The organism is Acidovorax sp. FG60 (assembly GCF_057808995.1).
Map to the genome: position 1 here is coordinate 115,058 of NZ_JBMDJC010000002.1, position 26,218 is coordinate 141,275.

Annotated in this window: 27 protein-coding genes; 16 read left to right on the forward strand and 11 right to left on the reverse strand. The window is 66.1% G+C overall.

Translation table 11 applies throughout. The features are described from left to right. Positions 1-93: 93 nt before the first annotated feature. Complete coding sequence (locus ACODS0_RS03315; protein ID WP_488832809.1) at positions 94-1,191, reverse strand: lactonase family protein; 1,098 nt, start codon at positions 1,189-1,191, stop codon at positions 94-96. A 378-nt stretch (positions 1,192-1,569) separates the two neighbouring features. On the opposite strand from ACODS0_RS03315, the gene ACODS0_RS03320 reads away from it, so the two are divergent. The 4 genes from ACODS0_RS03320 (at position 1,570) to ACODS0_RS03335 (ending at position 5,179) form a co-directional block, all read left to right on the forward strand. Next, positions 1,570-2,541: a Bug family tripartite tricarboxylate transporter substrate binding protein gene (locus tag ACODS0_RS03320; RefSeq protein WP_121506279.1), complete on the forward strand. Its 972-nt coding sequence runs from the start codon at positions 1,570-1,572 to the stop codon at positions 2,539-2,541. Between the two features lie 69 nt (positions 2,542-2,610). Continuing rightward, positions 2,611-3,522, forward strand: a complete 912-nt coding sequence (gene kdgD / locus ACODS0_RS03325) for a 5-dehydro-4-deoxyglucarate dehydratase (protein ID WP_121420251.1) — start codon at positions 2,611-2,613, stop codon at positions 3,520-3,522. A 142-nt stretch (positions 3,523-3,664) separates the two neighbouring features. After that, positions 3,665-4,138 (forward strand): nuclear transport factor 2 family protein, encoded by a 474-nt coding sequence (locus tag ACODS0_RS03330; protein WP_488832813.1) that lies wholly within the window; start codon positions 3,665-3,667, stop codon positions 4,136-4,138. A gap of 72 nt (positions 4,139-4,210) precedes the next feature. Beyond that, positions 4,211-5,179: a 2-hydroxyacid dehydrogenase gene (locus ACODS0_RS03335; protein ID WP_488832815.1), complete on the forward strand. Its 969-nt coding sequence runs from the start codon at positions 4,211-4,213 to the stop codon at positions 5,177-5,179. 101 nt (positions 5,180-5,280) lie between these two features. On the opposite strand, the gene ACODS0_RS03340 is transcribed toward ACODS0_RS03335, so the two are convergent. Then, complete coding sequence (locus ACODS0_RS03340) at positions 5,281-6,147, reverse strand: LysR family transcriptional regulator (protein WP_488832817.1); 867 nt, start codon at positions 6,145-6,147, stop codon at positions 5,281-5,283. 93 nt (positions 6,148-6,240) lie between these two features. Between ACODS0_RS03340 and ACODS0_RS03345 the strand changes: the two genes are divergently transcribed. Continuing rightward, the gene (locus ACODS0_RS03345; RefSeq protein WP_488832818.1) at positions 6,241-6,645 is read left to right on the forward strand and encodes a nuclear transport factor 2 family protein; all 405 of its coding nucleotides are present in this window, start codon (positions 6,241-6,243) and stop codon (positions 6,643-6,645) included. 1 nt (position 6,646) lies between these two features. On the opposite strand, the gene ACODS0_RS03350 is transcribed toward ACODS0_RS03345, so the two are convergent. Then, complete coding sequence (locus ACODS0_RS03350; protein ID WP_488832820.1) at positions 6,647-7,573, reverse strand: LysR family transcriptional regulator; 927 nt, start codon at positions 7,571-7,573, stop codon at positions 6,647-6,649. Positions 7,574-7,681: 108 nt separating this feature from the next. Between ACODS0_RS03350 and metE the strand changes: the two genes are divergently transcribed. Next, positions 7,682-10,075, forward strand: coding sequence for a 5-methyltetrahydropteroyltriglutamate--homocysteine S-methyltransferase (gene metE / locus ACODS0_RS03355; protein ID WP_488832823.1), 2,394 nt, complete (start codon positions 7,682-7,684; stop codon positions 10,073-10,075). 12 nt (positions 10,076-10,087) lie between these two features. Here the strand turns inward: metE and ACODS0_RS03360 are convergent, their stop codons facing one another. After that, a complete protein-coding gene (locus ACODS0_RS03360; RefSeq protein WP_488832824.1) occupies positions 10,088-11,041 on the reverse strand; it encodes a ketopantoate reductase family protein in 954 nt (317 codons plus the stop codon). A gap of 149 nt (positions 11,042-11,190) precedes the next feature. Here ACODS0_RS03360 and ACODS0_RS03365 point away from each other — a divergent pair, with 149 nt between their 5' ends. From ACODS0_RS03365 to ACODS0_RS03395, 7 genes are all read left to right on the forward strand, one after another. Next, entirely contained in the window at positions 11,191-11,532 is a 342-nt protein-coding gene (locus ACODS0_RS03365; protein WP_121506270.1) for a TA system antitoxin ParD family protein, read from the forward strand. A gap of 6 nt (positions 11,533-11,538) precedes the next feature. Beyond that, the gene (locus ACODS0_RS03370) at positions 11,539-12,180 is read left to right on the forward strand and encodes an ATPase (protein ID WP_488832827.1); all 642 of its coding nucleotides are present in this window, start codon (positions 11,539-11,541) and stop codon (positions 12,178-12,180) included. A gap of 215 nt (positions 12,181-12,395) precedes the next feature. After that, complete coding sequence (locus tag ACODS0_RS03375; RefSeq protein ID WP_121420256.1) at positions 12,396-12,908, forward strand: MarR family winged helix-turn-helix transcriptional regulator; 513 nt, start codon at positions 12,396-12,398, stop codon at positions 12,906-12,908. A 59-nt stretch (positions 12,909-12,967) separates the two neighbouring features. Beyond that, positions 12,968-14,443, forward strand: a complete 1,476-nt coding sequence (locus ACODS0_RS03380; protein ID WP_488832830.1) for an efflux transporter outer membrane subunit — start codon at positions 12,968-12,970, stop codon at positions 14,441-14,443. Positions 14,444-14,503: 60 nt separating this feature from the next. After that, on the forward strand, positions 14,504-15,829 hold the full coding sequence (locus ACODS0_RS03385; protein WP_488832831.1) for an EmrA/EmrK family multidrug efflux transporter periplasmic adaptor subunit: 1,326 nt from the start codon (positions 14,504-14,506) through the stop codon (positions 15,827-15,829). A gap of 16 nt (positions 15,830-15,845) precedes the next feature. Beyond that, positions 15,846-17,474 carry a DHA2 family efflux MFS transporter permease subunit gene (locus ACODS0_RS03390; RefSeq protein WP_488832833.1) on the forward strand — a complete coding sequence of 543 codons (1,629 nt, stop codon included), beginning with the start codon at positions 15,846-15,848 and terminating at the stop codon, positions 17,472-17,474. A 211-nt stretch (positions 17,475-17,685) separates the two neighbouring features. Next, entirely contained in the window at positions 17,686-17,844 is a 159-nt protein-coding gene (locus tag ACODS0_RS03395) for a DUF3309 family protein (RefSeq protein ID WP_007856361.1), read from the forward strand. A 139-nt stretch (positions 17,845-17,983) separates the two neighbouring features. Here the strand turns inward: ACODS0_RS03395 and ACODS0_RS03400 are convergent, their stop codons facing one another. From ACODS0_RS03400 to ACODS0_RS03430, 7 genes are all read right to left on the reverse strand, one after another. After that, positions 17,984-18,562 carry an EF-hand domain-containing protein gene (locus ACODS0_RS03400; protein WP_488832835.1) on the reverse strand — a complete coding sequence of 193 codons (579 nt, stop codon included), beginning with the start codon at positions 18,560-18,562 and terminating at the stop codon, positions 17,984-17,986. Between the two features lie 129 nt (positions 18,563-18,691). Further along, positions 18,692-19,069: a PH domain-containing protein gene (locus tag ACODS0_RS03405; RefSeq protein ID WP_121420259.1), complete on the reverse strand. Its 378-nt coding sequence runs from the start codon at positions 19,067-19,069 to the stop codon at positions 18,692-18,694. A gap of 48 nt (positions 19,070-19,117) precedes the next feature. Continuing rightward, positions 19,118-19,570 (reverse strand): YiiD C-terminal domain-containing protein, encoded by a 453-nt coding sequence (locus ACODS0_RS03410; RefSeq protein ID WP_488832837.1) that lies wholly within the window; start codon positions 19,568-19,570, stop codon positions 19,118-19,120. A gap of 68 nt (positions 19,571-19,638) precedes the next feature. Beyond that, the gene (locus tag ACODS0_RS03415; protein ID WP_488832838.1) at positions 19,639-20,430 is read right to left on the reverse strand and encodes an expansin EXLX1 family cellulose-binding protein; all 792 of its coding nucleotides are present in this window, start codon (positions 20,428-20,430) and stop codon (positions 19,639-19,641) included. A gap of 5 nt (positions 20,431-20,435) precedes the next feature. Beyond that, a complete protein-coding gene (locus ACODS0_RS03420) occupies positions 20,436-21,005 on the reverse strand; it encodes an NUDIX hydrolase (RefSeq protein ID WP_488832840.1) in 570 nt (189 codons plus the stop codon). A 125-nt stretch (positions 21,006-21,130) separates the two neighbouring features. Continuing rightward, positions 21,131-21,967 carry a sensor histidine kinase gene (locus tag ACODS0_RS03425; protein WP_488832842.1) on the reverse strand — a complete coding sequence of 279 codons (837 nt, stop codon included), beginning with the start codon at positions 21,965-21,967 and terminating at the stop codon, positions 21,131-21,133. A 60-nt stretch (positions 21,968-22,027) separates the two neighbouring features. Continuing rightward, entirely contained in the window at positions 22,028-22,771 is a 744-nt protein-coding gene (locus tag ACODS0_RS03430; RefSeq protein WP_121422759.1) for a LuxR C-terminal-related transcriptional regulator, read from the reverse strand. Between the two features lie 568 nt (positions 22,772-23,339). Here ACODS0_RS03430 and ACODS0_RS03435 point away from each other — a divergent pair. The 3 genes from ACODS0_RS03435 to ACODS0_RS03445 all read left to right on the forward strand — a co-directional run bounded on the left by ACODS0_RS03435 (position 23,340) and on the right by ACODS0_RS03445 (position 26,190). Continuing rightward, positions 23,340-23,813 carry a hypothetical protein gene (locus ACODS0_RS03435; protein WP_431149364.1) on the forward strand — a complete coding sequence of 158 codons (474 nt, stop codon included), beginning with the start codon at positions 23,340-23,342 and terminating at the stop codon, positions 23,811-23,813. 147 nt (positions 23,814-23,960) lie between these two features. After that, positions 23,961-24,395, forward strand: coding sequence for a hypothetical protein (locus ACODS0_RS03440; protein WP_488832844.1), 435 nt, complete (start codon positions 23,961-23,963; stop codon positions 24,393-24,395). Positions 24,396-24,435: 40 nt separating this feature from the next. Next, complete coding sequence (locus tag ACODS0_RS03445; protein ID WP_488832846.1) at positions 24,436-26,190, forward strand: DUF4384 domain-containing protein; 1,755 nt, start codon at positions 24,436-24,438, stop codon at positions 26,188-26,190. The last annotated feature ends 28 nt before the right edge of the window (positions 26,191-26,218 follow it).

A 26,218-nucleotide genomic window follows, 5' to 3' on the forward strand; every position in this document is an offset into this window, starting at 1 on the left:
TCCTGGGTGTTTTGTGGATGGTGAACGGAACGGCGATAGAAAAACGGAGCGCAAAAAAGCCGGTGCGGCTGGCGCGTGCAATGCAATGGACGCTCAGGGCAGATCGACGATCTCGACCCAATTGGGGCTTTTGCCCACCGGCACCCGCGTGGGCGTGCCGGGGATGCCGGTGGCCGGGTCGATGGGGTGCAGCGCAAGGTGGTGCGACTCCTGCCCCGCCGCGATCAAAAAGCGGCCTGACGGGTCCACCGCAAAGCCGCGCGGGGTTTTTTCAGTAGGCACCTGGCCCAGCGGCTGCAGCTGGCCGGTGGCGGCGTCGACGCGAAAGCTGCTCAGCGTGCTGGAGGTGCGCTCGGACGCATACAGCGTGCGGCCGTCGGGCGACAGGTGAATGTCGGCGGCCCAGGGCTTGCCGTTAAAGCCTGCGGGCAGTGCCGTGGTGCGCTGCACCGGGCGCAGCGTGCCGCGCTCCTTGTCGTAAGCCATCACATGTACGGCGGCATCCAGCTCGTTCAGCACGTACATGGTGCGCTGGGCGGTATCCCACACAAAGTGGCGCGGGCCGGATTTTTCGGGAGCAACCTGCGTGAGCGCGGGTTCATGGGCGGTCAGCCTGCCGCTCTCGGCATCAAAACGCCAGGCCGAAAGGTTGTCGCCCCCCAGGCTGGTGGCAAACACACGGCGGTTGGCCGCATCGGCGTGGATGGCGTGCGCGTGGGGCGCCGTGGGGATGAGCTGCTGCACCGCGCCCACCGCCCCATCCTTGCCAATGCTGTTGACCGTGATCTTGTGGCCGGGGTACGAGGCCGCAAACAGCCAGCGGCCCGTGGCATCGGTGGCGATGTTGGCCATGCTGTCGGCCAGCGGGGCCTCGCCCAGCTTGCGCAGCTTGCCGCTGGTGGGGTCGATCGCCAGGCTCACCACCCTGAAAGGCTGCGAGCGCAACGCCACGTACAGCACCTTCTTGTCCGGGCTCACGGCCATCGGCATGGCGGTGCCGCCCAGCGGCACGGTGTCTACCGGCTTGAGCGTGGCGGTGCTGCGGTCCAGTTCCAGCACCGAGACATCCTGGCTGTCCGCGTTGGCGACATACACCCAGGTTGCCGCCCAGGCGCCGGGGGTGGACAGCGCGGCAACGGCTGCCAGTACCAGTTGTGCCACCCGGGTGCGTATGCGTGGTGTAGAGGTCATTGCCGTCTCCCAAAGGGGTTTGCGCGGTAGCAGGGCCTGGACCGCGGGTTGTGTGGGTGGATGGTCATCTGCCGGGCTGTGTGCTGAGGCACCCAGCTGTCGGCGGAGCGGTTGGGTTTTGTCATACGTTATATGTTGTCGTACAACAAGATCAGAATTGTCACCACAAGCCTGTCTTACACACGCAGGGATTACCCGAATTTCGACGAACAATCTGCAAGGATTCCCCACCCGCCTGGCAGAGGAGGAATGCAGTCAGGAAAGAGCTAGTGAAAACCCTCAATCCGCCCTAAGACCACCCAAAATTCTCATGGCATGTATTGCCATTTTGCAATCTTAGTTGTACGATGACTAACAACATCACTCAGGAGACATTCCATGACCCTGCGCCGTAGAGCCGCCCTTCTCGCCTGCATCGCCACCCTGGCAGCGGCCTCCGCCACCGCACAAAGCGCTGACTGGCCCGCTAAGACCCTGCGCATTGTGGTGCCCTACCCGCCCGGCGGTAGCTCGGACATCATTGCCCGCTCCATCAGCCAGGCGATGTCCGAGGCGCTCAAGCAGTCCGTCATCGTGGAGAACAAACCCGGCGCCAACGGCAACCTGGGCGCCGACTTTGTGGCCAAGGCCGAGCCCGATGGCTACACCATGCTGCTGTGTGACGTGGGCGCGCTGGCCATCAGCCCTTCGGTCTATACCAAGCTGTCGTTCGACCCCTCCAAGGACCTGCGTGGCGTGACCATGCTGGCCTACTCGCCCCACCTGCTGGTGGTGCATCCCTCGGTGCCGGTCAGCAACCTCAAGGAGCTGGTGGCGTACTCGAAGAAGAACGACCTGAACTTCGCCGTCACCGCTACCGGCAGCGCCCCCCATGTCGCTGGTGTGGCGCTGGAACGCGCCGCCGGTGCGCGCTGGCAATACATCCCCTACAAGGGCGGCGTCACTGCCATCCAGGACACCGTGGCCGGGCAGACGCAGATCCTGATGAACGGCATGCTCGCCACCCTGCCCCACGTGCAAAACGGCAAGCTCAAGGTGCTGGGCGTCTCCAAGGCCACGCGCATGCCGCTGATCGGCGACGTGCCCACCATTGCCGAGCAGGGCGTGCCCGGTTTCGAATCCGGCACATGGCAAGGCATTCTGGTGCCGCGTGGCACGCCGGAAGCCGTCGTGCAGAAGCTCAACAAGGCGCTGATCACCGCCATTCGCGCGCCCGAGATCCGTTCGCGCCTGGCCGGCCAGGGCGCCGAGGTGGTCACCATGACTCCAGCCGAACAAGACCAGTTCTTCGCCAAGGAGCGCGCCCGCTGGGCCACCGTGGTGAAGGCCGCCAACATCAAGCTCGACTAAGAAGGTGTCAGCGAACCCCTCATGCCTCCTCCCTCGCCTTCCCATTTCCTACTACCGCCCCGCACTGACATGACTCCCCAAGAACTCAAAACCATCATGGGCTCCGGCCTGCTGTCGTTCCCGATCACGGACTTTGACGAGCAGGGCGAATTCCGCCCCAAGACCTATATCGAGCGCCTGGAATGGCTGGCCCCCTACGGCGCCAGCGCGCTGTTTGCCGCCGGTGGTACGGGCGAGTATTTCTCGCTGTCGGGCCCCGAGTACGGCCAGGTCATCAAGACCGCAGTGGATACCTGCCGTGGCAAGGTGCCCATCATTGCCGGTGCCGGTGGCCCCACCCGTACGGCCATTGCCCATGCGCAAGAGGCCGAGCGCCTGGGCGCCCACGGCATCCTGCTCTTGCCACACTACCTGACCGAAGCGGGACAGGAAGGACTGATCGCCCATGTGGAGCAGGTCTGCAAGAGCGTGAAGTTCGGCGTGATCGTCTACAACCGCGACCGCACCAAGCTCACGGCCGAGTCCCTGGCCATCCTGGCCGACCGCTGCCCGAACCTGGTGGGCTTCAAGGACGGCGTGGGCAACATCGAGGTGATGTCCTCCATCTACATGAAGATGGGCGACCGCTTTTCGTACCTGGGCGGCCTGCCCACGGCCGAGGTGTATGCGGCGGCCTACAAGGCGCTGGGCACGCCGGTGTATTCGTCGGCGGTGTTCAACTTTATCCCCAAGACTGCAATGGAGTTCTACAAGGCCGTGGCCAGTGACGACACGGCCACCCAGCACCGCTTGCTCAAATCCTTCTTCATGCCCTACCTGGCCATCCGCAACCGCGTGGAAGGCTATGGCGTCTCCATCATCAAGGCAGGTGCCCGCATCGTGGGCCACGACGGCGGGCCGGTGCGCGCGCCGCTGACGGACTTGAAGCCCGGCGAGATGGAAGAGCTCAAGGCGCTGATCGACAAGCTCGGCCCGCAGTAAGTGTGGCCTGACGGATGCCTCCAAGGGCCTGGTTTTCCAGGCCCTTTTTTCAGCGATTCCACACACCACGCGCCTGGCCGTGCACGGGCGTGTGGTGCCAACGCGGCACGCCAACACACAACACCATCAGGAGACAGACAACATGCTCAAGACCCTCATCCTCGCCGCAGCCAGCGCCCTGGCCCTTGTCACACTGAGCGGCTGCGCCAGCCACGCGACCACCGCCGCGGCGACCCCTGCACCGGCCGCTTCCGAGCAGGCTGTGGCCGCCGCTGCCGAACGCCTGCGCTTGGCCATGATCGATCCCACGCCCGCTGCGCTGACTGCCCTCGTGGCCGACGACCTGAGCTATGGCCACTCGGGCGGCCGCGTGGACACCAAGGACAGCTTCATTGGCGATCTGGTGGCGGGCAAGTCGGACTTCGTGACCATCACCATCACCGACCAGACCATCAAGGTGGTGGGCAACTCTGCCATCGTGCGCCACACCCTCACGGCCGACACCAACGACTCGGGCAAGCCCGGCAAGGTGCAGATCAAGATCCTGGGCGTGTGGCAACAGCAAGGCGGCCAGTGGAAGCTGCTGGCCCGCCAGGCCGTGCGTGTAGCGGCATGATGTAGCCCGCAGGGCCGCCACGCGCGGCCCTTTGTTTTTATTCCGGCGCCCCCCGAAACCCTTCACTGCCCCATGACAGCTACTTCCCAGCCCCGCATCCTGCAAATCGGCCGCCTGCCCTTGCCCGCCCTCGAAACCGAACTGGCCACGCGCTACAGCGTGGCCTGCCTGGCCGACCAGGCCGACCCGCAGGGCTTTCTGGCGGCGCACGGCGCGGAGTTTTCGGGCGTGGTCACCACGGCGTCCATCGGGCTCACGGGCGAGGTGATCGCAGCCCTGCCCCATCTGCAGGTCATCAGCAGCTTTGGCGTGGGCTTTGATGCGCTGGATATCGGCGCGGCCAAGGCGCGTGGCGTGCAGGTGGGCTACACGCCCGGCGTGCTCAACGACTGTGTGGCCGACATGGCGTTTGCGCTGATGCTGGACGTGTCGCGCGGCATTGCCGCCAGCGACCGGTTTGTGCGCCAGGGCCAATGGCCCAAGGCACGGTTTGCGCTGGGCACGCGCGTGTCGGGCAAGCGCCTGGGCATCGTGGGCATGGGCCGCATCGGCCACGCCGTGGCCGAGCGCGCGGCGGGCTTCCGCATGGAGGTGGGCTACCACAACCGCCGCCCGGCCGAGGGCTGCGCGCTACCCTACTTCGAGTCGCTGACCGCACTGGCGCAATGGGCTGACTACCTGGTGCTGACGGTGGCAGGCGGCGCGGGCACGCGCCACCTGGTCAACCGCGATGTGCTCGATGCCCTGGGCCCGCAGGGCTACCTCATCAACGTGGCGCGTGGCAGCGTGGTGGATGAGGCGGCGCTCATCGACGCCCTGGCCGAGCGCCGCATCGCCGGTGCGGGCCTGGACGTGTTCGACAACGAACCCCATGTGCCCGCCGCCCTGATGGCGCTGGACAACGTGGTGCTCACCCCCCACACCGCCAGTGCCACACACGAAACCCGCCGTGCGATGGCGGACCTGGTGCAGGAGAACCTGCATGCGTTCTATACCTCGGGTGCCGTGCGGGTGCCGGTGCCAGGCACGGTGGCTGGCTGACCGTTGGTTTTTCAAGCTTTTTAGGCCGTTTGCGCGCGTCCATCATGCCAGATTAGCTATCAAATAAATAGCATCAATCTCCACACCCGGGCGCCCCTGCCTCACACCCGCCCCGCAAACACCTCCGGCCCCAGGCGGGGCTTGCGCGCCTTGCGCTCGAACAGCCACATGCCATACAGCGGCAGTGCCTCGGCCAGTTGCAGCGGCACCACCTGCTCTGCCGCAGCCCCCAGCAGGGCGGGGTGTGGCAGCACAGCCAGCAGGTCAGAGCCCACCACCAGGTTCAGCAGGCTGGCAAAGTCCGGGCAGCGCACGGCCATGCGCGGCGCGGGCATGCGCCGCACGCGGTGCGCCTCGGTCAGCACGTCCACCGGGCCGCTCACGCTCGGGCCCACACAGCCCCAGGCGGCGCCTTGCAAATCGGCCAGTGACCGGGCCTGCGCCAGCGGGTGGCGCCGCCGTGCATAAATTTGCGGCTGCAGCTCGTACAAGTACCACTGCACCACATCCGGGTGGGCAAACTGGCGCGGCCGGGGCGCAATCACGGCGTCGAAGCTGCCATGCAGCAGGCCCGTCAGCAGGCTCCCCTCGTCGGTGGTGGTCATCTCCAGTGAACGCTGGGGCTGCGGCAGGCACCAGGCCTCGTACAGCAGCGGCCCACAGACCAGCGCAGCGGACGCCGTGAGCCCCACGCGCAACCGATTGCGGTCCACAGCGGCCCGGCGGGCCTGCGACAAAGCGTCGATGCGCTGGGCCAGCGGCGCGCCTTCGGCCACCACACGCCGGGCCAGGTCGGTGGGCACATAACGGCGCCCGTCCCGCACCAGCAGCGGCGCGTCAAACTGTGCCTGCAGCGCCTTCATGCCCTGGCTGATGGCGGGCTGCGACACCCCACAGGCCTGCGCCGCGCGCGCAAACGAGCCCTGGTCGATGACGGATTGGAGGTAGTGCAGGTAGCGCAGATACATAAGCAGCTTTTATGTATGAGGCGCCATTGTCTCTTGTCGCAGCCGCCGGGAGGGGCGAAGCTCTGGGCTTCTTTCTTCACCACGCTCCTGCCCATGACCACGCCACTCGACACCGTCCGCACCTACCTCGCCCACCTGCACGCCAGCCATACCGACGGGTTGATTGCCTGCTTTGAAGACGATGGCGTGGTGCACTCGCCCTTTCTGGGCACCATGCTCGCGAGCGACTTTTTCCAAAAGCTCGCCCAGGCCTCCAGCGGCAGCGTGATCACCGTGCTGGATCTGTTCGTGTCCGCCCAGCCAGACAACGGCGGCGCCGTGCGGGTCGCCGCCTACTTTCGCTACGACTGGACCTTGAACGACGGCCGCGAGGTGACGTTCACCTGCGTGGATGTGTTCACCTTCGACGCGGGCAGCACCCGCATCCGGGACATGAACATCGTCTATGACACCCATCCGCTGCGCGAAGAGGTGGGTGACAAGTACGCGCCGGACTAGGCTACAAAAGTTCTACGCCCTTGAGCGTGACAAAACTGGTCTCGCGCGTCACCTGCACAAAGTCCTGCAGATACGGCTTGGCCGACAGGCTGGGCAGGCAGGCGGCGTGCAGCTCGCCGCGCAGGCCTTTTTCTCCGATGGGCCGCGCCGTCACATACCCCCGGTCCAGGTAGCTCTGCACCGCCCACAGCGGCAGCGCCGCCACGCCGCGCCCGCTGGCCACCAGCTGAAGCATGGCCACCGTCAGCTCGGTGGTGCGGCGCGGGGGGCGCACGCCGGCGGGCTCCAGCACCTGGCGGATCAAATCGAGCATTTCGTCGGGCACGGGGTAGGTGATGATGGTCTGGTCGGCAAAGTCCTGCGCCACCAGATGCGGCTTGGCCACCAGCGGGTGCGTGTTGGCCAGCAGCGCGCGGATCTCAAAGGCAAACAGCGCGTGGTAGTCCACGCCCGCCTCGTCGGCATCCACCTCCGACACGATGGCCACATCGGCCCGGCCCTGGTGCAGCAAACCCACGGGGTCGGCGTGAAAGCCGCTCACAATGTCCAGCTCCACCTCGGGCCAGCGCGTGCGAAACGCATCCATGGCGGGCATCAGCCAGTCAAAGCACGTGTGGCATTCCACCGCAATGCGCATCTGCCCTCCCTGCCCCAACACCAGGCGGGCAATGTCGCGTTCGGCCCCTTCCACCTGCGGCAGCATGGCATCGGCCAGCGTCAGCAGGCGTTCGCCCACGGCGGTGAACTGCGGCGGCACCGATTTGCGCTCAAACAGCGGCTGGCCGTAGCGGTCTTCCAGCAGCTTGATCTGGTGCGACAGCGCCGACTGCGTGAGGTTGAGCAGCTGCGCGGCCCGCACCAGGCTGCCGCTGTCACGCAAGGCCACCAGCGTGCGCAGGTGGCGCACTTCCAGAATCGACTGGTTCATTATTAATTTTCAAGTTGATCGACTAAAACTTTCGTTTGAATAATAAACGAGCCCGCGCGACCATCGGTACCTTCATTGCATTGCTCCATTCAGAAGAAGGAAATCACCATGTCGCTCGCCGCAGTTGTCGTAACAGCCGCCACCCGCCGCCCCGTGCTCACGCACACCCTGGGCTTTCCGCGCATGGGGGCGCAGCGCGCGCTGAAGTTCGCACTCGAATCCTTCTGGCGCGGCGACAGCACCGAGGCCGATCTGCAGGCCACGGCCGCCCAGTTGCGCCAGTTGCACTGGCAGGCGCAGGCCGATGCAGGCCTGGGTTGTGTGACCGTGGGCGACTTTGCGTTGTACGACCATGTGGCCAACCACATCCAGTTGCTGGGCTGCGAGCCTGCCCGCTTTGGCTTTGACGCCCACACGCCCGAGCTGGCGCGCTACTTTGCAATGGCGCGGGGTGTGTCGGCGCACGCCTCAGACGACCACCAAGGCTGCAGCGCCGGTTGCACCGCAAAACACACCACCGCTGGCCAGCCCGCGCTGGAGATGACCAAGTGGTTCGACACCAACTACCACTACCTCGTGCCCGAGTTCAGCGCCCACACCCAGTTCCACCTGGCCAGCGAGCGCCTGTTTGCCGAGGTGGCCGAGGCCCAGGCACTGGGCCATCGCGTCAAAGCCGTGCTGCTGGGGCCGCTGAGCTTTTTGTGGCTGGGCAAATCCAAAACGGCGGGCTTTGACCGATTCAGCCTGCTGACCCAACTGCTGCCCGTGTACGAGGCCGTGCTGGCACGCCTGAAGGCCCAGGGTGTGGAATGGGTGCAGATCGACGAACCCATTCTGGGCCTGGACCTGCCCGACACCTGGCGCCATGCGTTCGAGCCCAGCTACTGGCAACTGGCGCGCAGCGCGCCCAAGCTGCTGCTGGCCACTTACTTCTCGCCCCTGGCCGAAAACCTGCGCCTGGCCTGCCAACTGCCCGTGGCCGGCCTGCATGTAGACGCCGTGCGCGCGCCCGACGAGCTGGTGGGCGTGGCCGACTGGTTGCCTTCGCACAAAGTGCTGTCGGTGGGCATCGTGGACGGCCGCAACATCTGGCGCACCGACCTGGATGCGGCGCTGCAAAAGCTGCTGCCCGTGGCCGACAAGCACCAGGGCGAGTTGTGGCTGGCACCGTCGTGCTCTCTGCTGCATGTGCCGTTCAGCTTAGAGGCCGAAACGCAGCTGGATGCCGAGGTGAAGTCGTGGCTGGCGTTTGCGGTGGAAAAGCTGGACGAACTGCGTGTTCTTTCTACCGCCTTATCGCAAGGCGAAGCAGCGGCAGACGACGAACTGCACGCCGCCCGCACCGCCCTGGCCGCCCGCCGCGCCAGCCCACGCGTGCACCGCGCCACCGTGGCGGCCCGCATTGCCGCGGCCGCGCCAGGGGCCGATCAGCGCGCCAGCGCCTTCCCTGCCCGGCAAAAGGCCCAGCGCGCACGGCTCAAGCTGCCGCTGCTGCCCACCACCACCATCGGCTCGTTCCCGCAGACGGCCGAGATCCGCGCCGCACGCGCCGCTTTCAAGCGCGGTGCGCTCGATGCAGCCCACTACCAACAAAAGATGGAAGCGGAAATTGCCTTGGCCGTGCGCAAGCAGGAAGCCTTGGGGCTGGACGTGCTGGTACACGGCGAAGCCGAACGCAACGACATGGTCGAATACTTCGGCGAGCAGCTCGACGGCTTTGCCTTCACCGCCAACGGCTGGGTGCAGAGCTATGGCTCGCGCTGCGTGAAGCCGCCTATCATCTACGGCGACGTGGCTCGCCCTGCGCCCATGACCGTGGCGTGGACGCAGTACGCGCAGAGCCTCACCGCCAAACCCATGAAAGGCATGCTCACCGGCCCCATCACCCTCCTGCAATGGAGCTTCGTGCGCGACGACCAGCCCCGCGCCACCACGGCCGACCAGATCGCCTGGGCCATCCGCGACGAGGTGTGCGACCTCGAAGCCGCCGGCATCGCCATCATCCAGATCGACGAGCCCGCCATCCGTGAAGGGCTGCCGCTGCGCCGCGCGGGGTGGAAGAGCTACCTGGAGCGCGCCACGCGCGCCTTCCGCATCAGCGCCAGCGGCGTGCGCAACGATACGCAGATCCACACGCACATGTGCTACAGCGAGTTCAACGACATCCTGCCCGCCATCGCGGCCATGGATGCGGATGTGATCACGATTGAGACGAGCCGCTCGGACATGGAGCTGCTGCAGGGCTTTGGGGACTTCAAGTACCCCAACGAGATCGGCCCCGGCGTGTACGACATCCACTCGCCCCGTGTGCCCGGAGTGCAGGAGATGGCCGCACTGCTGGAAAAAGCCGCCGAGGTGGTGCCCGTGGAGCACCTGTGGGTGAACCCCGACTGCGGCCTCAAGACCCGGGGCTGGCCCGAGACCGAAGCCGCCCTGCGCCACATGGTGCAGGCCGCGCAGGAAGTGCGCGAGCGGTTGCTGGAAGAGGCGGCGCTGGCCTGACGGATCCCCGGTTCAGCCCGCAGTGCGCTTCATCTCGGCCAACTTGACCAGCACTTGCAGCGCGTGGTTCAGCGGCGTCGGCACTCCCAAGGCGGCGCCGCGCTTGACCACGTAGCCATTCAGGTGGTCGATCTCGGTGGGTTTGCCACGCGCCAGGTCCTGCGCGGTGGACGAGTACTGGCCCGGCATGGTGCTGGCAATGCCGCGCACCGCCGCCTGCACATCGCCCGGAATCGTCACCCCATCGGCCGCCGCCACCGCCAGGCACTCGGCCACGATGTCGGCAATCACCTGCGTCACGCCGGGCACCTGCACCAGCGGGCCATAGGGCTGCTGCGACAGGGCCGACAGCGCGTTGTAGGCACTGTTGAGCACCAGCTTGGCCCAGAGCGCCCCACGCACGTTGTCTGACACCTGGGTGGGAATGCCCGCCGCCGTGAGCTGGCGAGCCACCTCGTCGCTGCGCGGCGAAGGTGCGATCACCAACTCGCCCCGGCCGTGGTGCACCACATGTCCCGGGCCGCCCATGGCAGTAGCCACATAGACCACAGCGGCTGCCACGGGGGTGCTGGCGTGCAGCACGGCGCGCACGCGCTCGTCGTTGTCCACGCCGTTCTGCAAGGTCAGCACCAGCGCGCCGGAGGCCAGGTGGGGGCGAATCTGCTGCGCCGCGTCTTCCGAGTCGGACGACTTCACGCAGAACAGCACCACGTCCGCCCCCTGCACGGCGCTGGCCTCGGTGCTGGCCGCCAGAGGCACCTGCACATCCATCGCCGCCGTCTGCAGCCGCAGCCCGTGATCACGCACGGCCAGCACATGGGCCGGCCGCCCGATAAGCGTGACGGCATGGCCCGCCCGGGCCAGCAAGGCGCCAAAGTAGCAGCCCACGGCGCCCGCGCCCATCACGGCAAAACGCAGCGGTGGGATGGCGGAAGGGGCGGATGCGAGCAAGGGAGATTCGGTCATAGGGCAGTCTGCAGGCTGAATCAGTGGGTGAATGAAGGTTTGAGCGCGCATGGTATCGCCCTATACCCTTACACGGAGAGAGTGAGGCCGGCAGAGCACTTTGCTTTCACGCCCTGATTGGCGCAAAATGCGCCAATCAGGAGATAGCCATGTCCGCCACTGCCTTTTCTTCCGTCAAGCTCCCCGCCCACCTGGTGGAGCAGGCCCGCCAGGCCGCGCAGCCCATGCGCCGCTCGGTGGCCAGCCAGATCGAATACTGGGCCACGCTGGGCCAGATCGTGGAACACACCGGCCTGAGCGTGCAGGAAGCACGCAGCGCCATCGAGCAGTACGAAGCCGCAGCGGCGCGCACCGCCGCCCTGGCGGCCCCCACGTCGGTGGATGCCCTCACCGCCCGCCTGCTGGCAGCCCAAACGCGCGGCACGCTGGCGCAGCGGGTGCGTGAAGTGGTGCAGGAGAACCAGGCCAAAGCCGCCACCCCTGTCGCCTGACCTTGCATGGTGGCCCCCGCCCAGCAGCCCTTCTCACCGCCCCGCCACCACACGCCACCCCGCTGGTTCCACCTGCTGGCAGGCCCGAACGGCGCGGGCAAATCCACGCTGTACCGCGCCCTGGTGCGCGAAGGCATCCTGGGTCCGCCGCTGGAGTTTGTGAACGCCGACCTGTATGAACAGGCGCACCTGCAGCACATTGCTGACCCCGAAGCCCGGTCCGAAGCCGCCCGCCAATGGGCCGATGACCGTCGTGCCACCCTGCTGCGCGAAGGCGCAGACTTCGCCAGCGAAACCGTGTTTTCACACCCTTCCAAACTGGAACTCATCGAAGAAGCCCAGCGCTGCGGCTACACCGTGGCCCTGTACATCGTGGCGCTGGACGACCCGGCCCGGCTGCTGGCCCGCGTGGCGCAGCGCGTGCGCGAAGGTGGGCACCCGGTGCCGCCCGAACGCATCCTGGCCCGCTACCCCCGCACCATGGAGAACCTGGCCCAGGCCGTGCGGCAGGCGGATGTGTCCTATCTGTATGACGCTGCCGAGGCCACCGGCACCGGGCCGCAGCTGGTGGCCGTGTGCTCTCCCGCCCAAGTCACCCCCTTGGCCCAGCCGCTGCCCGCCTGGGCGCAGCGCCTGACCGGTCAATAGCCGATACGTCCACGCGCTGCACGGGCCTGCGCGGGCGGCCCACTCTCATCTGCTGTACCGTCGGCTCAATGCCAAATTGGTCCCTTGCGCACGTCTGTATTCATCTATAGCTATCCCTTTGATAGCAATCATGACCCCGTAAAAACCCTGAGTACATCGCGGGTGTTATCTACTTGCCAAGACAATCATTGTCTAGTCAATTAAATTCACCCTCCATGACTTCCCACACCTCCTCGCCGTCGCAGCCCGGCCCGGGCTTCTACAGCCCCCACCAGCTTCAGCCCGAAAACAGCGTGGGCTACCTGATGCGCAAGGTGATGACGTCCATCCGCACCCAGGCCGATGCGCAGCTGTCCACCCACGACCTGACCTACGCCCAGTGGTTGCCGCTGTTCAAGATCTCGCGCTGCCCCACCACCACCGTGGCCAGCCTGGCGCGGGACCTGGAGACCGACCCGGCCTCCATGACCCGCGCGCTCGACCGCCTGGAGGCCAAGGGCCTGGTGGCACGCGAGCGCTCCACCACCGACCGCCGCGTGGTGCAACTGGCGCTCACCCCCGAGGGCGACAAGGTAGCCGCCCAGGTGCCCCCGGTGCTGGCCGACGTGCTCAACGGCCACCTGAGCGACTTCACCCATGACGAATGGCAACTGCTGCTGCGCCTGCTGCGCCGCATGCTGGCCAATGGCGAAGCGCTGCGCCAGCAGCGCGGCGCAGACGCCGACTGAACGCGCAGTCCACACCGTTTTCCTCCACACAACACCCCAAAACCATTCTGGAGAACCCCGTGAACACCCCATCCCCCCTGCCCTCTACCCGCTCGGCCCTGGCCGCCCATTTCGCGGTATCGGCCCTGGCGCTGGCCGCTGCGCTCCTGCTGGTCGGATGCGCCAGCCCCGGCACTGCCCATACGCCGCTGGCGCAGACCACCCCGTCGGCCGTGGGCTTGAACGCCGCAGCCACCGACACCGCCGCCCCCAGCCAGTGGTGGAAAGCGCTGGGCGACGAGCAGCTCAACACCCTGATCGACCAAGCCCTGCAAGGCAACCCCAGCCTGGCCGTCAGCCGCGCGCGGCTGGAGCAGGCCGTGGCGCTGAGCCAGGTGCGCGAGGCCGCCAACGGCCCGCAAGCCACCCTGGGCGTGGACGCTACCCGCCAGCGCTACACCGCCAACGGCCTGGTGCCCGCGCCGGTGGCAGGCAACACCTACAACAGCGGCACCGTGCAGGCCTCGCTGAGCTGGTCGCCCGACTTCTTCGGCCAGCATGCCGCCGAGCTGCAGGCCGCCCTGGGCCAGGCCCGCGCCGCCCAGGCCGATGCAGCTGCCGCCGCCAACACCTTGGCCGCCCAGGTAGGCCGCAGCTATGTGGCGCTGGCCCGGCTGGTGGCGCAGCGCGATGTTGCAGTGCGGGCCCTGGCCCAGCGCGAGGAGCAACGCAAGCTCACCCAAGAGCGCACCTCTGCAGGCCTGGACAGCCAGGTCGAATTGACCCAGGCCCAGGCCGCTGTGCCCGATGCCCGCACACAAATCGAAGCGCTCGAAGAGCAGATCACCCTGGGCCGCCGCCAGCTGGCCGTGCTGACCGGCCAGGCGCCCGACGCGCTGCCCCAGCTCACACCCCGCCTTGCCGCGCTGCAGCCCACCGCCGTGCCCGAGGTGCTGGGCGCCGACCTGCTGGGCCGCCGCCCCGACGTGGTGGCCGCGCGCTGGCGCGTGGAGGCAGCGACGCAAGGCGTGAACAGCGCGCGCAGCGAGTTCTATCCCAACATCAACATTGGCGCCTTCATTGGCCTGAACTCGCTGGGGCTTGACCGCTTGTTCAACGGCAGCTCGCGCCAGATGGGCGTGACGCCCGCGCTGCGCCTGCCGATCTTTGACGGCGGCCGCCTGCGCGCCCAGCTGGGCGGCCGCGCTGCCGAGCTGGACGCCGCCATCGCCCAGTACAACGCCGCCGTGCTGGATGCGGTCAAGGAAGCGGGCGACGCCGTGGCCTCCATCCAGTCGCTTACCCGCCAGCAGGCGCTGCAAGACGAAGCTGTGGCCAGCGCCGAAAAGGCCTACCGCTTTGCGCAGGAGCGCTACCGCGCGGGCCTGGGCAACTACCTGGTGGTGCTGAGCACCGAAAGCCAGGTGCTGGCCCAGCGCCGCCTGGCCGTGGACCTGCGTGCCCGCCAGCTCGACACACGCCTGGTGCTGATGAAGGCCCTGGGCGGCGGCTGGACAGATGACACAGCGGTGCTGCACACCGCCGCATCGCACTGACCGGCAACCAAACCACACACATCCAAAAACACAACAACACATTCCTGAAAGAACACTGCCATGACCGCCCACAGCGAACCCCTCACCGCCAACGAAGCCAACACCGCCCGCCGCCGGGGCCTCACCCTCATTGCCGCCGCCGTCGCGCTGGTGGCCATCGGCTGGGGCGGCTGGCACTGGGCCAATGGCCGCCATGTGGAGACCACCGACAACGCCTACGTGGCGGGCAACGTGGTGCAGATCACGCCGCAGATCGGCGGCACCGTGGTTTCCATCGGCGCGGACGACACCGACTACGTGAAGGCCGGCCAGTTGCTGGTCAAGCTCGACCCTGCCGACGCCCGCGTGGCGCTGGAGCAGGCCGAGGCCCAGCTGGCCCAGACCGTGCGCGAAGTGCGCACGCTGTATGCCAACAACGCCACCCTGAAGGCGCAAGTCAGCCTGCGCAGCGCCGACCTGGCCCGCGCCCAGGCCGATGCCGCCCGCATGCAGGACGACGTGAACCGCCGCGCACCGCTGATGGCCAGCGGCGCCGTGGGCAAGGAAGAGTTCCAGCACGCTACTGCCCAGCTGGCCGCTGCCAAGAGCACCGTGGCCGCCGCCCAGTCGGCCGTGCTGGCCGCGCAAGAGCAGCTGGCAGCCAGCCAGACGCAGACCGAAGGCACCTCTATCGAACAGCACCCCAACGTGGCGCGTGCCTCGGCCCGCGTACGCGAGGCCTACCTGGCCGTGCAGCGCGCCCAGCTGGTCGCCCCGTTGGACGGCCACGTGGCCAAGCGCGGCGTGCAGGTGGGCCAGCGTGTGCAGGCAGGCGCCCCGCTGATGACGCTGGTGCCGCTGAACGACCTGTGGGTGGACGCGAACTTCAAGGAAAGCCAGCTCAAGACCCTGCGCATCGGCCAGCCTGCTGAGCTGGAAGCCGACGTGTACGGCACCAAGGTCACCTACCACGGCACGGTGACGGGCCTGGGTGCGGGCACCGGCGCCGCCTTTGCGCTGCTGCCTGCGCAGAACGCCACCGGCAACTGGATCAAGGTAGTGCAGCGGGTGCCTGTGCGCATTGCGCTCGACCCCAAGGAAGTGGCGGAGCACCCCCTGCGCGTGGGCCTGTCGATGGAAGTCAAGGTGGACACGGCCGACCAGAGCGGCAAGACGCTGGCCGACACCCAGCGCACCACCCCCGTGGCTGCCACCGCCGTGTTCGACGCGCAGTTCAAGGCTGCCGACGACGAGGTGGCGCACATCATTGCTGCCAACCTGGGCCGCAGCGGCAAGGCCGCCGTCGCCGTGGCATCGCCCAAGGTGGGCAAGGCGCCAGCGCAAAGCCAGCAGCAACACGCCTCGGCCCCGGTGGCCTCGGCAGTGCAGTCGCCTGTGGTGCAGTAAACGGGGTGGATAGCGCATGACCGCCGCCAACCCCACTGCAGACGCAGCCGATCAGGCGCCCGCCAAGGCCGCGCCCGCAGCAGCGCAACCACCGGCCCCCGCCGCCTACCCGCCGCTGCAAGGCACGGCCTTGCTGCTGGGCACTCTGTCCCTGTCGCTGGCCACGTTCATGAACGTGCTGGATTCGTCCATTGCCAACGTTTCCATCCCCGCCATTGCCGGTGACCTGGGCGTGAGCCCCGGCCAGGGCACCTGGGTCATCACCAGCTTTGGCGTGGCCAATGCGATCTCGGTGCCGCTCACCGGCTGGCTCACGCAGCGCTTTGGCGCGGTGCGCCTGTTCACCATGAGCGTAATGCTGTTTGTGCTGACCTCCTGGCTGTGCGGCTTTGCCTCGTCGCTGGAAATGCTGGTGTTCTTCCGCGTGCTGCAGGGCCTGGTGGCCGGGCCGATGATCCCGCTCAGCCAGACGCTGCTGCTCGCCAGCTACCCCAAGGCCCTGGCGGGCACGGCCCTGGCGCTGTGGGGCGTGACCACGCTGGTCGCACCCGTGGTGGGGCCGCTGCTGGGCGGCTGGATCACCGACAACATCTCCTGGCCGTGGATCTTCTACATCAACGTGCCCGTGGGCCTGCTAGCCGGGCTGCTCACCTGGGGCATCTACCGCCAGCGCGAGACCCCCATCCGCAAACTGCCCATCGACACGGTGGGCCTCAGCCTGCTGGTGCTGTGGGTGGGCGCGCTGCAGCTCATGCTCGACAAGGGCAAGGAGCTGGACTGGTTCGCCTCGGGCGAAATCATCACCATGGCCGTGGTCGCCGTGGTGGCGTTTGTCGTCTTCCTGGTGTGGGAGCTGACCGAGAAGCACCCGGTGGTGGACTTGAAGCTCTTCAAGGGCCGCAACTTCACCTTTGGTGCGCTGGCGCTGTCGGTGGCCTACGCCCTCTTCTTCGGCAACGTAGTGCTGCTGCCGCTGTGGCTGCAGCAGTGGATGGGCTACACCGCCACCTCGGCCGGCATGGCGCTGGCGCCGGTGGGCGTCTTTGCCATTTTGCTCACGCCGCTGGTGGGCAAGAAGGTGGGCCAGTGGGACCCGCGCCGCATGGCCACGGGTGCGTTCATTGTGTTCAGCACGGTGCTGTGGATGCGTTCGCAGTTCACGGTGCAGACGGACTTCATCCACATCCTGATCCCCACCCTGCTGCAGGGCGCGGCCATGGCGTTCTTCTTTATCCCGCTGACCACCCTGACCTTGGCGGGTATCGCGCCAGAGCGTATCCCGGCAGCTGCGGGCCTGAGCAACTTCGTGCGCATCACCGCTGGGGCCATGGGCACGTCGATCGCCACCACGCTGTGGGAGAGCCGCGCCGCCATGCACCACGCGCACCTGACCGAAGGGCTGGTGCAGGGCCAGGGCGTGTTTGCACAGACGCTGGACAACCTCACCGCGTCCGGCCTCACGCAGATGCAGGCGCTGGCGCAGATCAACCGGCTCATCGACCAGCAGGCGTTCACACGCGCGGCCAATGACATCTTCTTGGGCTCGGCCGGCTTGTTCCTGCTGTTGATCGGGCTGATCTGGCTGACCCGCCGCCCCGCCAGAACGGGGGGCGCAGGTGCTGCAGATGCCGCTGGAGCACACTAATTGATAAAAATTGGCTGCTAGCGCTTATCCGTAAAGCGCTAGCAGCTATATTTTCAATAGCACTTTATTGTTTCCCATCAGCACGACCTCAGCCCTCCATCCCACACGGCGTGTCGGAAAACCCTGACCACCGTGCGGGCGTGGCACCTGCGGGTAGCGCGCTGGATGCACCCAACAATGCATTCACCGCAACCCACAACAAGGAACCGCCATGTCACTCTCGCTGATTCTCCTGATCGTCCTGATCCTCATCCTGGTCGGCGCGCTGCCCACCTGGGGCCACAGCCGCTCATGGGGCTACGGACCCAGCGGCGGGATTGGCCTGGTGGTGCTGATCCTGGTGATCTTGCTGCTCATGGGTCGGATATAGACCTCCGACCGCACTGCGCACATGCCGCCAGCCCCTGAAAAGTGGGCAGCGGCAACCGCAAAAAGCACAACGGCCCGTCTCGGGCCGTTGTGCTTTTTTGTGAACGGAACCGCGTATCGCGCCCAGACGAAGCCGCCGCTTACGCCACCCCAGCCCGCTTGGCGCCCGTCGCGGCAAACGCGGTCGAAAACGCAGCAAACTCTTTGTCCGCCACACTGCCATCGGCATTGCCACTGCGATCCATCAACTGCATCACGGCCTGCGAGAAGTCGCTGCCCGCCTGGGCGCCCTTGGTCTTGGCCAGGCCCTTCAAGAATTCATCCTGCGTGATGGAGCCGTCCTTGTTCGCATCAAACCCCGCCGTCAGTTGCGCCTTTTGCGCATCGTCGGCGCCAAAACGGGTCAGCAGTTCCTGAAAATCCTGGGTGGACACCGGGCGGCCCGACAATGCGGCCGACGCTGCATTGGCGGCCGAACCCGCGCTCCCGCGTGCCACCGCACCGTGGGTGTTCTCCAACTTGCCCTGCGACACCAGGATGCCCTTGCCTGCAAAGCCCGCCAGAGCCTCCGCCTGCGGGCTCAGGGTGAGCACGGCAGACGGCTCGGGTTCCACATCAGCCCCGCTGCGCCGCGACGCGGACGACTTGCCAGGGCCACCGGCGGTGGCGTTGAAAATCAAGGAGGCGACCGAAGCCAGGCCAGAGATAAGGGGGGACATCGCTGTGAACTCCTGTGTGGCGAAAGCCCAGGTGCCTGTGTCAAAAGGACAGGCCACCGCTTCGCCCAGTGAGCTGAGGGTACGCGACCCCCATTGCTGCAATGCCCGGATGAAACTGGGTAAACCGCGTTACTTCAGCACGTAGCTGGCCAGCACCGACTGCACCTCATAGATGCTGAGCTTCTTGTTGAACCGCTTTTGAAACGGCGCTGCTGAGCCGGATATCCAGATTTTGAGCTCTGCATCCAGATCGAACGTGCCACCGGTCTCGATGCTGAAGTGCGTGATGCTCTTGTACGGGAGGGAGTGGTATTCGACCTTGCTGCCCGTCATGCCCTGCTTGTCCACCAGCACCAACCGCTTGTTGGTAAACACAAAATAGTCGCGGATCAGCTGGTAGGCATGCTCCACCACCTCCCCCGGGGCCAGGATGCGGCTGAATTCCTCCTGAATCTTGGCAGCATCAATCTTGGATGCGTTGCCCATCACGCCGTCAAGCAATCCCATACGCTGTGCTCCTTCGAGTTCGGTGGATAGTGTGTTGTACCGCAACGGCTATTGGTAGCCAGGCCCAAAGGCCACAAACTCCCCCACCAATTGGCCCGCAGGCTGACCCTGGTAGTGCAGAGCGGACGCCTGCGCGATGCGGCCTAGCCCCTTGCGCTGCAGCATGCGCTTGAACGGCTGCCACACGCCCTCCGCAGGCGCCTGGGCCACGGCGGTGAAGGTGCCGTCGATGGGCGCCAGATAGTCCATGGTGTTGCGCTGGATCACCAGGCGGCTGCCCAGCCCCTCGGCCGACAGCCGCAGGTGCAACATCGACCACGCAGCCAGGATGGCCACGGCCGACGCGCTACCGCCAAACACCGTCTCGCGGTGGTTGATGTTGGGAGCCAGCGGCGCGCTCAGCACCACCTGGTGCGGCGATGCCTCGACCACGGTGACTTCCATGGCCTGGGACAAGGGGATGTGCTGGTGCAGATAGGACTGAAGTTCGAGAGGGTTCACGGCTTGGCGTCAGAGGGTCAGAGGGTCAGAGGGTCAGAGGGTGACGAGATGGAGACGAAACAGGACGCTCACGGAAACTGCCCGGCCCCCGCGACCACAACTCCGTCAGAGGGCTCTGGCAGCGTGTCGATCAACGTGGCGCCGCCCAGAGCGGTGATGCGAACCTGCAGCGGGCCTGTGGCGATCGCGCTGGGGTGGACGAAGTAGTTGTAGTCGGTCCGCGCCACGGCAATCCAGTCTGCGCTGCCGCTGGGCTTGATCTCCAGCCCGGTGATGGGCAAGCGGTGGTTGCGCACCTGGATGGCCACCCACCAGCGGCTGCTGCCCTCCTTGTAGCGGTAGCTCACCGGGCCCGTGACATCACCCGGCACCACATGCCAGCGGATGGGAACACGGCCTGCGACGGGGTCGGCAATGCGGGCGAATGCGGACTCGCTCAGGTCCAGGTCGCCCGTCTTGCACTCGGGGCACTGGTCGGTGATGCGCACGGTGATGGACCCCTTGGGCCCGGTCACCGCCACAAACTGGCCACAGACGGCGCTGCCCGCATAGTCAGGGCCGTTCATCGCCGCCACCATGAGGTTGCCGGGGCTCGCGTCGAAGGTGCAGTTGCCCTCGCCCGTGGCGCCGTAGAACGTGCCTTCGCCGGTGTAGGTGGGCGACAGCGCACCGGGCACGGACGGTGCAGGGGATGCCCCCGGTGCGGGCGCCGGGGCCGGTGCCGGAGATGGCGCATCGGCACCTGCGGTGGGTCCGTCGGCCGAGCCGCCGCCACCGCAGGCAGCCAGGGAGACCAGCAAAAGCAGTGCGGTGAGCCGGACCCAGCGGGTTGGATGGGCCTGAGAATTTTGGGGAGTCATCGTCGTCATCCTGTGGTGAGGGCAGTGTGTTGATGGGCACCAGCCGTTCCATCCGTTTTTTGCGGGGGAGTATCGCGGTGCACGATGTGCAGAACGCCTGCGGGCTCCTGCTTCAAAAAGTCGCCCAGGAATGCCCGCAGAAAAGCAGGCCGAATATCCAAGCCGGGCAGCTCGGCAGCAGAAAACCAAGCAAACACCAGCCTGCGAGCCCCCTCCACGCCGTCATAGGGGCCATCAGTCGCTGCCAACGGGCTGCCGGGCAGAGGGTTAGCGCGCAGATACAGCCCGATCTCGTGGTACGACACGCCCCCATAGGCAAAAAAATTCTCAGCCACCACGGTCAGGGAGCCCACGGCGATGCACGTGCCCCTGTCCGCACCCAGCTCTTCTTGCAGCTCGCGCGCCAGGGCATCGCACGCGCTCTCGCCAGGCTCGATCGCGCCGCCGGGCAGAGCCCAGAAGCTGTCGCCGTCCAGCTGGTGCAGCAACACCCGTCCGCCGTGGGTGACGAGGGCTGCTGCGCGGTGGCGCACACACCAGGGTGGAGTGGATGGAGGCAGGCTTGGGTCAGGCATGGGAAATCAGTGTGGGGCGAAGGACAGCAGCGAGGCGATCCTATCCACTTGCGCCCGCTGGTCCACACCCGCCGCCGATCAGCTTGAAAGCAATCGCAACAAGGCACGCCACGGTGCGTGGCGCTTCATGTTGCGCGTGCCCAGGGCACCACCACCCGGATGCAGGTGCCGCCGTGCTCGCCCTGGAGCACCTGCAAATCTCCACCCGCCAGCGTTGCCCTGTGCGCCATCCCTGCCATTCCTTTGCCAGTGGCCACCGTGCTTTGCGGCCCCGGCGGCTCCATACCCCGGCCGTTGTCGCGGATTTCCATGCACCAGGCCCCGGTGTCCGGGAGGTTCCTCGCGCGCACCTCGATCTCGGTGCCCTGCGCATGTTGCAGCGCATTGCTCAAGGCCTCCTGAACAATGGCTACGAGATGGGTCGTGCTCTCCGGGAGCGGAAAATCTGCACATGGGGGCGTTTCAACATCCCACAGCATGCGGATGCCGCGCTGCGCCAGCACAGGACAGATGCGGTATCTCAGCTGCGCCAGGCGATCCGCCAGCGGTGCATCCGCACTGTCCATCGAATCCACGATCAACCGCAGGTCGAGCAGGCACTTCTCCAGCGCCGCATGAAGCACGGGCTCGCGGAGTTTCGAAGATTCCAGCAAGACCAGGGCGCAGACCAGTTGGGCGCCCAGGTTGTCATGCAGATCCCTGGCGATGCGCCGCCGCTCGGCGAGGACCTCCGTACTGGGCCGCGGGCTGAGCCGGGGGCGCCACTGCAAGGCCCTGGGCAGTTGCACCAGCAGCATTGCACCAAGCCCCATGGTCGCGCCCACCACAGCCAGCTCCCACCACCGCTGCATTGACGAACTTACGGACCCGATCCAGTGAAATGCCACGGCAATCAATGCCATCTGTAGTAGCCAGATACCAATGCAGACGACGGCAAACCAGGGTGGGCGGGTGCGAAACATAAGGGCATCTGCCTTTCCGGGACCTGCACATCTACAGTGGCTCCCTCCTATGAACGCTCGCTAAAACAGTCCCCGCAGCGAGGCAAAACGCACCGCTTGCGCGCGCGTGCGCACCTGCAGCTTGCGGTAAATGTTGCGCAGATGGGTGTTGACTGTCATGCCGCTGATCAGCAGGCGCGAGCCCACTTCGGCGCTGGTGTAGCCGCTGGCCACCATGCGCAGGATTTCTTTTTCGCGCTCAGACAGGCGCTCTGCCTCGTCGGGTTGTCGCCGCTTGGTCTCGGCGCCGTGGATGCGGTCAAAACGCTGCAGCAGCCTGCGGGCCAGGTTCGGCGTGATGGATGCGCCACCGTTGGCCACCTGCAGCACCGCCATCGAATAGTTGCGAAACCACGAGTTCTTGGCCACGTAGCCAGCAGCTCCCAGTTCGAATGCGCGCATAACCTGCTCGTCGTTTTCCATGACCGAAATGACCACGGCTTGCGCAGAAGGCCGCGCCGACTTGAGGAGCCCCAGCAAATCAAAGGCATCGCCATCGCCGAGATTGAGGTCCACCAGCAGCACATCAAAATCATGCTGCTTGATCGCTCTGCGCCCTTCCCGCACGCTGCCGGCCTGCGCTACGAGCAGGGTGCGGGGATCTGCCATCAGCTCCTGGGCGATGACAAGGCGGATATGCGGGTCGTCGTCCACCAGAAGCACCCGCACCGGGCTGGCCTTTTGCCCCGTGAGAAAGGCAGGCCACACAGAAGGCGGGCTGTCAAAAGTGTCGAATTGCCCGGATGACCACTGCGGCGCTGGCATTGCATCTGCAAAGGGTAAGCAGGCCAACGCCGGCACGGGCGGGTTCGGAGAGTTGTCAGGCTGCCAGTTGCTCATCACTAGAAACTCCTGCGGACTTGGTCCATTGCGACTCAATGACGGTTTTCGCTGCTGTATCTCTGTACGAGGCTCCAAAGCCGACGCGGCTTTCAATTCCATTTTTTCCGCGCGCCACCCCAAGGGGCTGCGGCACATCAAGATGCGGCAAAAAAAGATTGAAATCTATAACTAATTGTGAACTTCACAAACTTAACAAATGGTTACTACCTGAAATTCAGCGCTCGTTCCCCGCTTTTTCCTATGCACAGCAGTGCGCACCTTTGACCGTGGCAGAGGAAGCAAAGTGAACGCAAGAAGCGGGTCGCTCCATCGATTGAGTTAGCCCGCCCAGCGTATTTGCGGCCGACACATCCAGGAACACACTGAAACCAGACAGCGCCACACGGCCATCGCCCCCTTCCGGGCACTGACCAGACAGCCTGTCCAGCCCTGCATCGCAGATTCGCTGCGGTTGCAGCATGTGTCGAAGTTCATCCTTGAAGGATCTGTCATGAAAACCCTTGCTTTCATTGCACTCAGCGCCGTTGCCTCTGCCGCCCTGGCCACCGGTCCCGTAGCTTCCAGCCCGGAAATCACCATCACCGGGAACTCCACCCAGTCTGTGTCCCTGACTTCGGTGTCGGTGAACAACAACTCGACAGGCGCAAAGAGTGAAGCGTTCCAGAACCTCGCTTCCAACACAGGCAACGTCACCATCAGCGGCAACTCGGTCCAGACCGTGACCGGTTTCGGCGGAAGTCTGACCAACACCGCCAGCGGCAGCGAAGCCTATGCCAGCCAGAACCTCTCCTCCAACGTTGGCGAGGTCACCATCGGCGGCAATTCCAACCAGTTCACCGCCATGATCAATTCGTCGGTCAACAACCTGTCCAGCGGCAGCAACAGCAAGGCCGTGCAGAACATTGCCTCGAACAATGCCTGCTTCACCTGCCAGCCCACCAAGACGGTTGGCTGGCCCCACTGAGAGCGCCGCCACTGCGGCACACAACGGCCGATGGCGGGCTGGGTCCGGGCCGCGCGCAGCTGCCCGGACGTGTTTGCCCAGGAGCGCACTGGCATGGCTGCATTGGCAGCCCGGGTGCGGTCCTTTCCCCTTTCCAGGAGGTGTTCCATGAGCACACGTTTTTTTGCACGCTGGGCGACATGGGCAGCGGCCTTCGCAGCCGTGCTTTTTGCGGTCCCGGCGTGGGCCCAGGCCCCCGGCGAAGACCCGGTCGTCCTCACCAAAAAGCTCACCATCCAGATGCAGCCCACAGGGGCGGCAGCGGCATCCACAGGCCTGGACAACGCCAGCACCATGCCGTCGTGGCTGCGCGCCCGCATTGCACGCTATGAGGCCAAGGCTTTCTCCGACGACCCGGGCGGCGTTCTGACCAACAACGACGTCGTCACCACCGCCAACGCGCAAGGCATGCAAAAGACCTGCGTTCAGGAGGTGGGCAGCAACACCGTATCGGGCGCCGCAACGGGCACAGGCAAATATGGCCCAAGCCAAGCCCCCCAAGTGGTGGTGCTGCGGGGCGATCTCGTCAACATCTGCAAGTAACCCGTTCTGCCCTGCAGTTCCTGCAGCGAGGAGAGACAACATGCCGCCCATCGCACTCGGCCAGGCCCGTGCCGACAAGCACACCCAAGCAGGTCCCCATCACGCAACGCTGTGGGCGGTGCTGCTGGCGCTGGTGCTTGGCGGCTGCGCCACCCCCCGGGACCCGCGCAAGGACCAGGAGTTTCAAAGCCTGGCCTCCATCACCGACCGGCCCGTGGTGCGCCCTACCCGCTCCATCTCCAGCTTTTCCGATTCGCTGATGTGCATGGACCACCTGCTGCGCGACGCACAGCTGCCGACCACGCTCATCACCAGCAAGCAGATCCCCGACTACTCCACCCGCGTGACCGTGGCCACCAAGGACATGGTGATCACCGCGCTGTCGCAGATGTCGCGCCTGAGCAATGCGTTCCGCTTCGTCGACTACGAAGTGGACATTGCGCGCCAGGACACGGTGCAGAACCTCACGACGATCCTGCTCAACAACAACCAGATGCAGCTGCAGCGGCCCGCGCTGTACCTGTCGGGCTCGATCTCGTACGTGGACCAGAACGTCATCAACAACCGGTTCGATACGGGGCTTTCCGGACCGCGGATCGACCTGGGCTACAGCCAGAGCCGCAACGCAACCATCATCGGGCTGGAGATGCACCTGGGCGACTTTCGCACCCGTACGCTGATCCCCGGGCTCGACTCGGCCAACGAAGTCATCATCGGCAACGGCGGCCAAGGCGTTGATCTGGCCGGGCGCATCGGCACCTACGGAGTCCAGTTCAATGTGGGGCGCGACTACACCCAGGGATCGGGCGGCGCCGTGCGGACCCTGGTGGATCTGGCCACCATCGAGCTCGTCGGCAAATGGGCCCGCGTGCCGTACTGGCAGTGCCTGACGCTGGAGCAAAACCACCCCGATTTCCAGCGGCAGCTGCGTGACTGGTTTGACGAGGGCTCGCCTGCAGTGCGCACGCAGTTGGTGGCGCGCTCGCTCGCCAGCCAGGGGTATCTGGCGCCCAGCGCTACACCGCTGCCCGACAACAGCCCTCTATTGCGCAGGGCGCTGGCACGCTTTCAGGCCGACAACGGCATGGTGGTGACAGGGGTGGTGGACTTCCCCACCTACGAACGCGCGCTGCGCAACTTTGTGGGTCTGTCGGCCCAGGGCACGCTGGCCCGCATTGGCTGGGCCAGCACCCACGCTGAGCCCGTGGCACAGGCCGCCGAAGGGCAGGCAGGGCCAGATGCTTTGGACGATGTGGTGACAAGCACGCAAAGTGCGGTGAAGTATGGCGCCACACCGCCCGAGCGCACCATCAACCTGCAGATCGAGAATGTGCTGCTGGAGCGCACAGCCTTCGAAGTGGGCGAGCAGATCTTCCTGTCCGCCACGGTGTCACGGGCCTCCTATCTGCAGTGCTATCTGGCTGACGCGACCGGAACCGTCATACGCCTGCTGCCCAACCAGGCACACCCTACAGGATGGGTGTCTGCCAACCAGGCAATCCGCATCCCCGACTGGATGAGCCCCAACCCCGGTTTCATCATGGATGCGGCCAGCCCCGGCACCGAAGGTGTCGCCTGCTTTGCCACCGACGAAGACAGCACGCCCCGGCTGCCGGACGCGCTGCGTGGCCCGCCGCTCAAGCCCCTCAAGAACTACCACGCACTGGAGCGGCTGAACGAAGCCTTTGCGGCGGCCTGGGGCGCTGGGGGATACACGGGCAACGCGGTGTACTGGAACGTGGTGCCCCGCAGGGTGGTACCGCCAGCCCCCGCACAACCCGCAGCGCGCAAGTAAGGCCCGGCCCGCAAAGCCAGGCCATCCA

What these genes read in the sequence shown, in the direction of transcription:
- ACODS0_RS03315 (WP_488832809.1), bottom strand. Translation starts at nt 1,191, where the DNA reads ATGACCTCTACACCACGCATACGCACCCGGGTGGCACAACTGGTACTG.
- ACODS0_RS03320 (WP_121506279.1), top strand. Translation starts at nt 1,570, where the DNA reads ATGACCCTGCGCCGTAGAGCCGCCCTTCTCGCCTGCATCGCCACCCTG.
- kdgD (WP_121420251.1), top strand. Translation starts at nt 2,611, where the DNA reads ATGACTCCCCAAGAACTCAAAACCATCATGGGCTCCGGCCTGCTGTCG.
- ACODS0_RS03330 (WP_488832813.1), top strand. Translation starts at nt 3,665, where the DNA reads ATGCTCAAGACCCTCATCCTCGCCGCAGCCAGCGCCCTGGCCCTTGTC.
- ACODS0_RS03335 (WP_488832815.1), top strand. Translation starts at nt 4,211, where the DNA reads ATGACAGCTACTTCCCAGCCCCGCATCCTGCAAATCGGCCGCCTGCCC.
- ACODS0_RS03340 (WP_488832817.1), bottom strand. Translation starts at nt 6,147, where the DNA reads ATGTATCTGCGCTACCTGCACTACCTCCAATCCGTCATCGACCAGGGC.
- ACODS0_RS03345 (WP_488832818.1), top strand. Translation starts at nt 6,241, where the DNA reads ATGACCACGCCACTCGACACCGTCCGCACCTACCTCGCCCACCTGCAC.
- ACODS0_RS03350 (WP_488832820.1), bottom strand. Translation starts at nt 7,573, where the DNA reads ATGAACCAGTCGATTCTGGAAGTGCGCCACCTGCGCACGCTGGTGGCC.
- metE (WP_488832823.1), top strand. Translation starts at nt 7,682, where the DNA reads ATGTCGCTCGCCGCAGTTGTCGTAACAGCCGCCACCCGCCGCCCCGTG.
- ACODS0_RS03360 (WP_488832824.1), bottom strand. Translation starts at nt 11,041, where the DNA reads ATGACCGAATCTCCCTTGCTCGCATCCGCCCCTTCCGCCATCCCACCG.
- ACODS0_RS03365 (WP_121506270.1), top strand. Translation starts at nt 11,191, where the DNA reads ATGTCCGCCACTGCCTTTTCTTCCGTCAAGCTCCCCGCCCACCTGGTG.
- ACODS0_RS03370 (WP_488832827.1), top strand. Translation starts at nt 11,539, where the DNA reads ATGGTGGCCCCCGCCCAGCAGCCCTTCTCACCGCCCCGCCACCACACG.
- ACODS0_RS03375 (WP_121420256.1), top strand. Translation starts at nt 12,396, where the DNA reads ATGACTTCCCACACCTCCTCGCCGTCGCAGCCCGGCCCGGGCTTCTAC.
- ACODS0_RS03385 (WP_488832831.1), top strand. Translation starts at nt 14,504, where the DNA reads ATGACCGCCCACAGCGAACCCCTCACCGCCAACGAAGCCAACACCGCC.
- ACODS0_RS03390 (WP_488832833.1), top strand. Translation starts at nt 15,846, where the DNA reads ATGACCGCCGCCAACCCCACTGCAGACGCAGCCGATCAGGCGCCCGCC.
- ACODS0_RS03395 (WP_007856361.1), top strand. Translation starts at nt 17,686, where the DNA reads ATGTCACTCTCGCTGATTCTCCTGATCGTCCTGATCCTCATCCTGGTC.
- ACODS0_RS03400 (WP_488832835.1), bottom strand. Translation starts at nt 18,562, where the DNA reads ATGTCCCCCCTTATCTCTGGCCTGGCTTCGGTCGCCTCCTTGATTTTC.
- ACODS0_RS03405 (WP_121420259.1), bottom strand. Translation starts at nt 19,069, where the DNA reads ATGGGATTGCTTGACGGCGTGATGGGCAACGCATCCAAGATTGATGCT.
- ACODS0_RS03415 (WP_488832838.1), bottom strand. Translation starts at nt 20,430, where the DNA reads ATGACTCCCCAAAATTCTCAGGCCCATCCAACCCGCTGGGTCCGGCTC.
- ACODS0_RS03420 (WP_488832840.1), bottom strand. Translation starts at nt 21,005, where the DNA reads ATGCCTGACCCAAGCCTGCCTCCATCCACTCCACCCTGGTGTGTGCGC.
- ACODS0_RS03425 (WP_488832842.1), bottom strand. Translation starts at nt 21,967, where the DNA reads ATGTTTCGCACCCGCCCACCCTGGTTTGCCGTCGTCTGCATTGGTATC.
- ACODS0_RS03430 (WP_121422759.1), bottom strand. Translation starts at nt 22,771, where the DNA reads ATGCCAGCGCCGCAGTGGTCATCCGGGCAATTCGACACTTTTGACAGC.
- ACODS0_RS03435 (WP_431149364.1), top strand. Translation starts at nt 23,340, where the DNA reads ATGAAAACCCTTGCTTTCATTGCACTCAGCGCCGTTGCCTCTGCCGCC.
- ACODS0_RS03440 (WP_488832844.1), top strand. Translation starts at nt 23,961, where the DNA reads ATGAGCACACGTTTTTTTGCACGCTGGGCGACATGGGCAGCGGCCTTC.
- ACODS0_RS03445 (WP_488832846.1), top strand. Translation starts at nt 24,436, where the DNA reads ATGCCGCCCATCGCACTCGGCCAGGCCCGTGCCGACAAGCACACCCAA.